8 protein-coding genes and 1 pseudogene are annotated in these 10,503 nt (G+C 55.8%); all 9 read right to left on the bottom strand.

All coding sequences use genetic code 11. From position 1 onward, the window contains the following. The coding region (locus tag ACI3UA_RS07525) for an SAM-dependent methyltransferase (RefSeq protein ID WP_439724197.1) at positions 1-416 on the bottom strand (416 nt) is incomplete at its 3' end. Between the two features lie 23 nt (positions 417-439). Beyond that, complete coding sequence (gene mfd / locus ACI3UA_RS07520; protein WP_439724196.1) at positions 440-3,709, bottom strand: transcription-repair coupling factor; 3,270 nt, start codon at positions 3,707-3,709, stop codon at positions 440-442. A gap of 206 nt (positions 3,710-3,915) precedes the next feature. Then, positions 3,916-5,064, bottom strand: a complete 1,149-nt coding sequence (locus ACI3UA_RS07515; RefSeq protein ID WP_439724195.1) for a glycerophosphodiester phosphodiesterase family protein — start codon at positions 5,062-5,064, stop codon at positions 3,916-3,918. Between the two features lie 64 nt (positions 5,065-5,128). Continuing rightward, complete coding sequence (locus ACI3UA_RS07510; protein WP_439724194.1) at positions 5,129-6,238, bottom strand: haloacid dehalogenase-like hydrolase; 1,110 nt, start codon at positions 6,236-6,238, stop codon at positions 5,129-5,131. Positions 6,239-6,500: 262 nt separating this feature from the next. Beyond that, positions 6,501-7,142: a response regulator transcription factor gene (locus tag ACI3UA_RS07505; protein ID WP_439724193.1), complete on the bottom strand. Its 642-nt coding sequence runs from the start codon at positions 7,140-7,142 to the stop codon at positions 6,501-6,503. Continuing rightward, positions 7,135-8,568 (bottom strand): ATP-binding protein, encoded by a 1,434-nt coding sequence (locus tag ACI3UA_RS07500; RefSeq protein WP_439724192.1) that lies wholly within the window; start codon positions 8,566-8,568, stop codon positions 7,135-7,137. The genes ACI3UA_RS07505 and ACI3UA_RS07500 overlap by 8 nt, the downstream gene beginning before the upstream one ends. 89 nt (positions 8,569-8,657) lie before the next feature. Further along, positions 8,658-9,698, bottom strand: a complete 1,041-nt coding sequence (locus ACI3UA_RS07495) for a substrate-binding domain-containing protein (protein ID WP_439724191.1) — start codon at positions 9,696-9,698, stop codon at positions 8,658-8,660. 5 nt (positions 9,699-9,703) lie between these two features. Further along, positions 9,704-10,075, bottom strand: a complete 372-nt coding sequence (locus ACI3UA_RS07490) for an ACT domain-containing protein (protein WP_439724190.1) — start codon at positions 10,073-10,075, stop codon at positions 9,704-9,706. Positions 10,076-10,129: 54 nt separating this feature from the next. Continuing rightward, positions 10,130-10,503: pseudogene (locus ACI3UA_RS07485) on the bottom strand (aldose 1-epimerase family protein); the annotation flags it as partial.

Below are 10,503 nucleotides of genomic sequence, written 5' to 3'. Positions count from 1 at the left end.
GGGTCAATGCCCAGCTTGCCATACAGCACCTCCACAAAGCTCATGCCCGGCAGGATGGAAAGCTCCACCTCATCTTCCGTGCCGGAAAGCGCCGCCGCCTTTTCCCGGAGCAGTACCACCGTCTTTTCCGCTACCATAGGGCTGCCCGGCACTCCGTAGACAAGATCCATGCCGGACTGCGCCTTTTGAACAAGGTCATCGGCAATCCGCTGATACAGGGCCGCAAAATCCTCCGCTTCCTCATAGAAGCTGTCGTAGGTAGCAAAGCTGACGCCCCGCTCCACCAGCATAGGCACGGTGGGATGCTTCGCCGTCCGCAGATAGAGGTGCTCCGTCCCCTGCATCAGCTCCCAGCTCTCCATTGTAATATAGCCGAAATCACCGGGCCCCAGCCCTATAACCTTTATGCTTCCCATAAAATCCTCCTGAAAAAAATATATTATGCCGCCAGCTTTTCCACGATGTCCAGCACAAAATCCAGCACCCTTTTCCGCGCCAGCGCTCTCAGGGCTATCCGCATCAGGTTCCGCTCCTGCAGCACCTTCATGGCCGATTTCAGCTCCTGTGAAATCGTCAGCATGCCCTCCGGCCGGATATTCGGCGCACCCCGGAAGTAAATTTCCAGAAACATCGGCGTCTGAACAATCTTCTCTATGCCAATCCGGCGGGCGTAATTCCTGACCCTCGCCACATCCAGAAGGTTCAGCACCTGCACAGGCGGCTCCCCGAAGCGGTCAGTCAGCTCCGCCAGGACAGCTTCCAGCTGGTCATTGTCCCTGACGGCGGCAATCTTCTGATAAATCTCAATCTTGTGCATGGCGTCACCGATGTAATCGCTGTCCAGATAGGCCTCCACCGGAATCTCTATCAGCGGCTCCGGAATCACCTCCACCGGCTTGCCGGTCTTTATCTGCTGCATGGCCTCATCCAGAAGGCGGCAGTACATCTCAAACCCCACGCTGGCAATATGGCCGTGCTGCTGGGCGCCCAGAAGGTCACCGGCCCCCCGGATTTCCAGGTCCCGCATGGCAATCTTGAAGCCTGCCCCCAGCTCCGCAAACTCCTTGATGGCCTGCAGGCGCTTTTCCGCCACCTCGCTCAGCACCTTGTTCTGCTGGTACAGAAGGTAGGCGTAGGCCAGGTGGTGGGAGCGTCCCACCCTGCCCCGCATCTGATAGAGCTGTGCCAGTCCGAACCTGTCCGCATCGTAGATGATGATGGTGTTGGCGTTGGCGATATCCAGCCCGCTCTCGATGATGCTGGTGGCAAGGAGAATATCGTATTTTCCCTCGTAGAACTCCACCATGACGCGCTCCAGCTGGGCCTCCGGCATCTGGCCGTGGGCAATCTGGATAACCGCATCCGGCACGATTTCCTCCAGCTTCAGCTTCATCTGCTCGATGGTTTCCACCCTGTTGTAGACAAAATAAATCTGGCCGCCCCGTTTCAGCTCCCTGTGAATGGCATTCCTGATAATGCCGTTGCTGTTTTCCACCACATAGGTCTGCACCGGAAAGCGCTCCTGGGGCGGCGAGCCGATGATGCTCATATCCCGCGCCCCTGCCAATGACATGTGCAGGGTACGCGGTATCGGCGTAGCGCTCAGGGTCAGCACATCTATCCCCAGGGCCAGGCTCTTGATTTTCTCCTTCTGCTTGACGCCGAAGCGCTGTTCCTCGTCCACGATCAAAAGCCCCAGATCCTTGAACTGCACCTTCTTCTGGTTCAGCAGGGCATGGGTGCCGATGAGGATATCCACCCTGCCTTCCCGCGTTCTCTCAAGGATGGATTTCTGCTCCTTCGGACTGCGGAAGCGGTTTATCACGTCCACGGAAGGTCCGAAATTCCTGAACCTTTCCTCAAAGGTCTGGTAGTGCTGCTGGGCCAGCACGGTGGTTGGCACCAGCACCGCCACCTGCTTGCCGCCCATGACCGCCTTGAAGGCCGCCCGGACAGCCACCTCCGTCTTGCCGAAGCCCACATCGCCGCAGAGCAGCCTGTCCATAGGCTGCTGCCTTTCCATGTCCTTCTTGATGTCATTGATGGCGGAGAGCTGGTCCGGCGTTTCCTCGAAGGGAAAGGCGTCCTCGAACTCCCTCTGCCACACGGTATCAGGCCCGAAGGCAAAGCCGCGGGTCTTTTTCCGCTGGGCATAGAGCCTGATTAAATCCTGGGCAATATCCTCCACGGCGGATTTCGCCCTGGACTTGGCCTTGGCCCAGGCGGTGCTGCCCATGCGGTGCAGGCGGGGGATTTCCCCCTCGGAGCCGATGTATTTCTGCAGCATGCCCACCTGATCCGTAGGCACAAACAGCTTGTCGTCGCCGCCGTACTGAATCCGCAGGTAGTCCCTGCGTATGCCCTCTATCTCCACGGTTTCCACGCCCATGTACTTGCCGATGCCGTGCTGGGTATGCACCACATAGTCACCTACGTTGATTTCCCGGAAGCTGTTGATGCGTTCCTCACTGCTGACACGGCTCAGCCTCTTCTTCTGCCTGCCGAAAATATCCTTCTCAGTGACGAGCACCAGCTTTGCTCCCGGCAGCTCGAACCCGTTCAGCAGCGCTCCCTGCACCAGATTGATGCGCCCCGGCTTCACCGGCTCCGCCGCATCCGTTTCCACGGCGGCCAGCCTGTGCCTGCCAAAAAGCTCTTTCAGGGAGCCGGATTTGCCCATGTCACCCAGCGTCATTATCAGGCCCTGACCGGCCGACAGCCAGTCCTGCGCCTCGGACACCAGCATGTCCATCTGCTTCTGGTAGGAGGTCACGCCGTTGACCTTGACACTGATAATCCTGTCCAATGCGGCATTGTGCAGATTGTACAGCATGAGGGCCAGCAGGATGACATTCCTGCCCTCCGTCTGCCGGTTCAGCTCTTCCCAGCTGAACATGCGGGTGCGGATGTCGGGGTTTTCCTTGATGAGCTTGATGCTTGCCTCCCTGGCCTTCAATGGCTCATCGATGATAACGGTGCCATCCTCCGGCAGAAAATCCATGAAACAGCATTTCCTCTGCTTCTCCGCCACGCCGCCAAAGGGCAGGATTTCCACCTCGTCCAGCTTGTCGATGGAAAGCTGGGTTCCGATATTAAACTGGCGGATTGATTCTATCTCATCATCAAAAAACTCTATGCGGCAGGGATGAGGACTGTTCAGCGGAAATACATCCACAATGCCGCCCCGGACGCTGAAATCACCCGCCATCTCCACCTGATCACTGCGCTCATAGCCCAGCTTCACCAGCTGCTGCAGCAGCTTTTCACGGCCGATGAGCATGCCCCGTTCCAGCACCAGGCTCAGCTCACGGTAGGCGGCAGGGCCGATGCCCTTCTGCATGGCGGCCTCCACCGTAGCCAGCACCACCAGCCTTTCGCCCTTCAACAGCCTTCCCAGCACCTCCATGCGCCTGGCAAGCCTGTGCAGGCCCTTGGCCGCAGCGTTAAATTCCACCATATCCAGCACGGGCAGCTCCAGAATTTCCGTTTCCGGCAGAAGGCACTGCAGATCCTCGCGCCAGCCGTTCAATTCCTGCTGCCCGCTGGTAACAATCACCGCCGTATTGTGCAGATAGCAGGCCGCAAACGCACTGTGCTTCTGCGTACCTGCCAGCCCGTAGACAAAGGCCTGCCCCCCGCTTTTCCTGAACTGTCCGGCCATTTCCTTTATGGCACTGTCCTCCAGCATGGCATTAAGCAACGCCTGCATTATATATCACCATCCAAACTCCGCTCATAACTCAACACTAAACCACGCAAAACTCCTATATTCTGTATTCTATAAATATTATCATATTTTGTAGAAATTAGCACATCTTTTGCACAAAAATACAGGCTGCCGCCCGAAAGCAACAGCCTGCAAAAAAAGTTCTGCACAACTACCGTATACGCCCGCACCGCCGCAGGCAGGATGCATCAATAGGCAGCGTCCAGACCGCCCTCTATCCGCTTGTTTTCCTCTGTGTCAATATGGTTCGGCTCCAGATGATACTTCTCTACAGCCACACCGGTCACAGGGTTCAGCTTGGCACCCTTCTTTTCCAAAAATGCCCGCAAAATCCACGGCTTGTCGGAGATCATGCCATCAACGCCCATGGCATAGAGCATCTCCATATCCTGCACATTATTTACCGTCCACGGCACCACCTTCATGCCGTATTTATGTGCCAGATCCACGTCGTCCTTGGTTATCTCCGTATAGTACGGCGAAACCACATCAGCCTGGATGGCGTGAGCCGCCTCTATCGGGTTATTCTGAAAATCCTTGATGTCAAGTCCGCCCAGCCACGGAGATTTCTCCTTCTCAAAAGGACGCAGGTACTCGCCGCCGCGGCCCCATGAAGGCTGCTGGCTCCAGAGAGCGGAGGTAGCAATATTGGCATCCAGCTTCTTCATCTCTATCAGGGTAGCCCAGTCGAAGGACTGCAGGATAACCTTGTCCTCCATGCCGTACTTCTTTACCGTATCATAGAAAACCTTGACGAACTTCTTCGGGTCAGGATTGTTGCGGTAGCCTGCCTCTTCCTTGTCCGGATAGCTCTTCGTCTCGATGTTCAGGTACACATCCTTGCCGGAATCCTTTATCAGCTGCAGCAGTTCGTCCAGCGTAGGAATCTCGGCAGACTCCGGCACCACCTGGGATGTGCCGTGAATCTGATAGTACGGCGTGTCAGGGTTGATGCGGGAAACATCAAACTGCTTAATCTGCTCCACGGTCATGGTGCGGATATCAAACCTGCCATCCTCCACGTAGCGTCCCGCCTTGTCGCGGGTAATCTCGTGGTTGAGGATAGGATTGTGGCTCATGACAATCCTGCCATCAGCCGTCAGCTGCATGTCGCACTCAATGGAGGTAGCACCCATCTCAATAGCATAGGCATAAGAGTACAGGGTATTCTCCGGCCGTGCATCACGGCCGCCCCGATGAGGCTCAAAATCAAAGCAGGCATCCAGATTTGGCTTGGCCAAAGCCTGCGCCGGTGCAGCAATCCCCTGCAGGCCCAGGCCCGCAACAGCCGCCAGCAGCCCCAAGGCTGCAGTTTTCTTTTTCCAATTCTTCAGCATAAACTTCTCCTTTAAATTTCCACATTCACAAGCTGGCAAAACTGCTATTGCCGTCCCCTGCCTATTACTTCCTGAACTTCTGGGATGGCAGCTTCTTTACCTCGTCGCCATAGATGGTCTTCCAGTCATCGCGCATGGAAATGGCCACCCAGCCGTACTTGTCGCACAGGGCCTTGAACTTGGCGGACTTCTCCGGGCCGCCCCAGTCGCGCACGCCATCATCGCAGTTGACGCCCATGGCCATGCTCTTGTACTTGTCGTTGAATACGGCATAGTTCAGCATGGAAGCATCGGAGCTGCTGTTGCCAAGTGCCAGCACCGGACGCTTGCCAATCTCGCGGCAGATGTTGGAAACCTTCATCATCTTGTTGTCTGTGGACTGATATGCGCCGCGCACCATCACGTCCTCTTTCTCAAACTGGAAATACTGGGCGTTGGCAAAGCCCTGACGCTGGGCGATGTTTACGCTGTCAGTGCCGATTACATGGTCGGTGTTGATGGATGGCACAGCCTTCAGGGCAGTGCGCACCAGCTGGCGGTCAGTGCCGGTCACTACGTAGAAATTGAAGTCATTGGCCTGCAGATAGGTAATAACCTCTATCATCGGCAGGTAATAGGCCTCGGCGAAGGTGCAGTTGGAAAGCCCGTCCAGCGGCGTCTTTTTCATCCAGTCAGCTACATAGGCATCAAATTCCTCCAAGGTCATCCCCTCAAAGGCATAGGCCTGGGCCATATCCTCACCGGCATCCATGTCGGCAGAAATCTTGCCGGCCTTGGCGGCTTTCAGGCATTCCTCGGCATAGGCCTTCTCCGTAGCGGTAGGCTGATAGGTCGGATCCTCAAAGATACGATGGAAATACAGGGCCCACTCGGAATAGGTCGGCGCCAGCTCCCCGTAGAAGGTACCATCCATATCGGATACGGCGATACGATCCTCCACCGGAATGAAGTTCGGGCTGTTCGGGTTAGTTACATCCTCCACATACGCCTTCAAGGCTTTCAGTGCCGGAGCATTCTCATTCCAATATTTAAAATTGGAACCATCAGCCTTGACGGAAATCGAGGAAATAGTTTCCACAGAAGCCGCATCAGCAGTAGAAATATCCGCACCTACAGAACCAAAAGCCAACCCCAGGGCTATCAGTGCCGCACAAACCTTTTTCTTCATTTTCATCTCTTACACACTCCTTATGATTTCTTTGTATTAGAACATGTCTGTATAGTAATACATAAATGTAAAGCCTGTTAAGCTGTTTGCGTAAAAATAATGTAAACTTGAAATTTAGCATCAGTTCAGCAGGCATCTTACGTTTATTATTATTGCATATTGTTCAACTTTGGAAAATCGGAAAAATTCTGATTTTCTGTCAGATTTTTTCCTACAGGACCTAAGTCTGTTTAAAGAGTGGTAATTGTCTGTCACATTTTTACAAGTTCTATTCCTTGTCCAGCCAGTTGTGCTTCAAGGCATACTCCACCAGCTCATGCTTCTGGGAAAAGCCCAGCTTCTGCATCAGGCGCGTCTTGTAGGTGGACACGGTCTTGATGGAGATGTAGAGCTTCTCCGCTATGACGGACAGGGAATATCCCCGCGCCAGAAGGGAAAGCACCTCCTTTTCCCGCTTGGAGAGCTCCGCCTCATCCCCGGCGGGATTGATAAAGCTGTCAATCAGGGCATGGGCATCCCGGCTGCCCAGATACCGCTCCCCGCCGGCGACGGTACGGATGGCCCGGAACAGCTCCGCATCCACGGAATCCTTGCAGAGATAGCCGTCCGCTCCCTGCAGCATCACCTCCCTGATGTACTGCTGCTCGCTGTACATGGTCAGAATCAGCACCCGGACAGGATACTTGCGCCGCCGTATCTCGCGCAGGCAGTCCATGCCGCCCATGCCGGGCATGGACAAGTCCAGCAGCACGATGTCCACAGGCTGTTCCTCCAGCCGTGCCAATGCTTCACGCCCGTCCGATGCCTCCGCCAGCACCTGCATATCCTCCTGCGTTGACAGCAGGAGCTTCATGCCGGTTCTGAGCACCCTGTGATCATCCACCAGCAAAATCTTCAAATTCCTACACATTTTCTACATCTGCACCCCCATCAACAGGTAAAGCTATACTGATTTTCGTTCCCCTGCCGGAAGCGGATTCCAGCTTGAAGCTGCCCTGCAAAAGCTCCGTCCGCTCCCTCATGCTCACAATTCCCAGATGCCTGCCCAGCCGCGCCTTTTCCTCCGCTTCCCTGTCAAAGCCGATGCCATCATCCTGCACGGTCAGGTAAACCTGCCGATTGTGTACCAGCATATAGATGCTGACCTTTTCCGCCCCGGCATGTTTCAGCACGTTGGCCACCGCCTCCTGCACGGTGCGGTAGCACATCAGGGCTACAGGCCGGGACAGGCTGGCAAAATCCCCCTCAAAGCTCCAGCTCATATCGATATCCGGATTGGCGCGGCGGATTGGCTCCAGATATTTTTCCAGTGCCGCCGCCAGTCCCAGGTCCTCCAGAAGAGGCGGATGCAAATCCACGGCCAGCCGCCGCAGCCCTTCCAGTGTGACCGCCGTCAGCTCCCTGATTTCAAACAGCATTTCCCGCTGTTCGTCCGTATCCAGCTTGTCATGCAAAAGCCGCAGATAGGTGAGGATGGTTGCCATGGACTGGCTGCTCTCGTCATGCAGTTCCCTGGATATGCGCCGCTGCTCGCTTTCACGGGCGGAAAAAAGCTGCTGGATAAGCCACAGCCGCCCCTTTTCCTTCTCCTGCAAATCCGCCACCAGCCGGTTATTCCTTTCAATGGTGCTCTGCAGGCCCGCCGACATTCTGTTAAAGGTATTCGCCAGCCTGCCCACCTCGTCCTGGGACGTGACCGGCACCTGAATGCCGTATTTTCCCTTGTCCATCTGCTTGACGGCAAAGGACAGCCTTGCCACCGGCTTCAAAAATTCGTGGGCATATCTGGTGGCGAGGATGGCCGCCGCCACGCACACTATCAGCACCAGCAGAATGGCCAGCAGGCATTTTTCCTGCAAATCCGCCACCAGCTGCTTTTCTGCCATGCCCATGCGGATGTACCCCAGAAAGCCATCATCAATGGGCACCAGTATTTCCCTGATGTTTCCCTCATTGCTGGAAAACACCATCACGTCCGTGCCCTGCCTGCCGTCCGGCAGCCTGACCGGCGGCAGACCCTTGGGCAGTCCCTCCACAAAGGTGGAGGCCAGCGCCTCACCGTCAGGGCTGGTGACGATGATATAGCGTATCTGGTCATTGGCCTCCAGCGTCTTGGACATGCGCTCATGCAGGGCAAAGCTGTCATCCAGCAGTATATCGTTGCTGATAACCGCCGCCATGGAGGTGGCAATTTCCTGCCCGGAGCGCACCAGCCCCGTTTCCAGCGAATTGTAGGCCGTGCGGAGCATCGTGCCGCCGATGATAAGCCCGCAGATAAATATGCTGCCCACTATCAGCACGTTAAATTTGTAGTATAGTCCCTTTTCCTTCTTCATACACAATCCTCGTCCGGACATTACATAGCGGCACGGCCTGCCGCCATGCCCGCGCCCCGCATTTACAAGCTGTGAAAGCCGAAAAGCCGTCAGCTCTCCGGCAGGCCCTCCCGCTGCCTGAATTTCCGCTTCAATTCATCGTAGGCATCCGGCTGCGGCGGCACGAATTTATCGATAATAACCTGCTGCATGGCCTCGGCCATTTCCGGATTTTCATCCATGTGAAAGAAAATTTCCTGCAGCCTCTGCTTGGTTTCCGGCGGCAAATCCTGCCGCATGACCACCGGCCCCGTCGGCGTCGGCTTCATCACCCCGATAATCCTGATTTTCTCATCCAGCCTGCTGTCGCGCTTTTTGGCATAATCATAAATCTGGCTGTCAATACCGGCTCCGTCGGCCAGCTTGTTTTCCACCGCCCACAGGGATTTATCATGGCTGTAGGTGTAGAAGCACCGCTGAAAAAACTGCTCCGGCGTGGTCTGATACTCATCCATCAGCATGTAGTCCACCGCCAGCCGCCCGGAATAGCTCAAAGGGTCCGTAAAGGCAAAGGTGCGCCCCCGCAGCTGGGAAAAGGCCGTGATGTTGCTGTCCGCATTGACGATAAAATAGGCCTTGTAAAACACCGTGCCGTCCGTCTGCACCATGGCAAGAAGCTCCAGCGGTATCATGCCGTTGTAGGAGGTATACGCCCCGGTGGAAATAAAGGCAATATCCGCCTCGCCCCCTGCCAGCAGCATATCCAGCTCTTCGTAGGTCTTTCTCTGCACCAGTACCGCAGGCCGCCCCAGCTCCCTTGCAATATAATCCACCATCTTCTGATAGGATTTGCGGGTTTCGATAGGCGATATGACGGAGGCAAAGGCGATGCGCAGGGGAGCCTCCCTGCCCTTGAGGCCGCCCGCCTCCGCACCCGTGCCGATACCGGCGCTTCCCTCCCGGCTGCTGCCCTGGGTGCTGGTAAAATCAATATTGCCCTGCTTCTGCTCACAGCCGCCGCACAGCAGGCAGAGCGCAAAAATCAATAGCGCCAGCAGCAGGTGCACAGGGGCCGCACAGAGCTGTTTTTCCGTCGCAATGCCGCCGTGGCTGTAGCCCGCCATGGCGTTCTCCCGGCTTCTGTTCAGCAAAAATCTCACCTCGCCGTCACCTGATAACCGGCAGCCGACAGCACGCGTACCGCTTCCTGCTCCTTGTCCTGCCTGACCAGAATATAATCCGTGTTGAAGGTGGAGACAGCAAAAATGCTGATTTTATGCTCCGCCAGAAGACCGGACAGCTTTGCCAGAATTCCAACCAGTGAAAAATCCAGCACCCCGTCTATGTAGAAGCCGCGCCAGCCGTCCTCGCGCTCCAGCACGTTGCCGGGAACCTTGTCCGTCAGGCAGACAAGGGAATTTTCCTCCCCCGTCCTGCCAATAAAGCAGTATTCCGCCGTCAAATCCACCTGCGAATAATCCTCCACCTTGCAGACAGAAAAATCCCTGCCGATTAATTTTATTTCCATTTATCCTTACTCCCTGCACATAAAAAATTCCAGCCACCTGCCAACCTTCGTTGCTCAGCCTTCAATCAAGATGCTGTATTCAGCCTCAAAGCTCTTGCTGGCCGGCAGGCTGATAATGCCCTCTTTCTCGCTGATTTCCCCCTCAAAATCCTCGTAGTCGGCATGGCCGAACCATGGCTCCAGGCAGATGAACGGCGCACCGCCCTGGTTAGGCGACCAGATGCCCCAGCACGGAAAGCCTGCCGCCCTGATGCCCACCGCCTTGCTGGTCTTTGATGAGCGCACCATGATGGTATCCGAGCGCAAATCGTCCACAATGCGGGCATCCTCCCTGAATAAATCATAATTCAGCGGCAACGTCCTCCCCCGCAAAAAGTCCTGCTTGGTGTGCTTCAGCAAGCACCCCGGCGCCAAATCGTATGCACCGC

This window comes from Anaerovibrio sp. (assembly GCF_051866355.1).
In the GTDB taxonomy this organism is placed as follows: Bacteria; Bacillota; Negativicutes; order Selenomonadales; family Selenomonadaceae; genus Anaerovibrio.
The sequence above is the reverse complement of the archived record's forward strand: the minus strand, read 5'-3'. Positions and strand labels throughout refer to the sequence as shown.

Bases quoted from the DNA above. Each gene is read 5' to 3' on its own strand.
- mfd (WP_439724196.1), bottom strand. From the start codon at position 3,709: ATGCAGGCGTTGCTTAATGCCATGCTGGAGGACAGTGCCATAAAGGAA.
- ACI3UA_RS07515 (WP_439724195.1), bottom strand. From the start codon at position 5,064: ATGCTGAAGAATTGGAAAAAGAAAACTGCAGCCTTGGGGCTGCTGGCG.
- ACI3UA_RS07510 (WP_439724194.1), bottom strand. From the start codon at position 6,238: ATGAAAATGAAGAAAAAGGTTTGTGCGGCACTGATAGCCCTGGGGTTG.
- ACI3UA_RS07505 (WP_439724193.1), bottom strand. From the start codon at position 7,142: ATGTGTAGGAATTTGAAGATTTTGCTGGTGGATGATCACAGGGTGCTC.
- ACI3UA_RS07500 (WP_439724192.1), bottom strand. From the start codon at position 8,568: ATGAAGAAGGAAAAGGGACTATACTACAAATTTAACGTGCTGATAGTG.
- ACI3UA_RS07490 (WP_439724190.1), bottom strand. From the start codon at position 10,075: ATGGAAATAAAATTAATCGGCAGGGATTTTTCTGTCTGCAAGGTGGAG.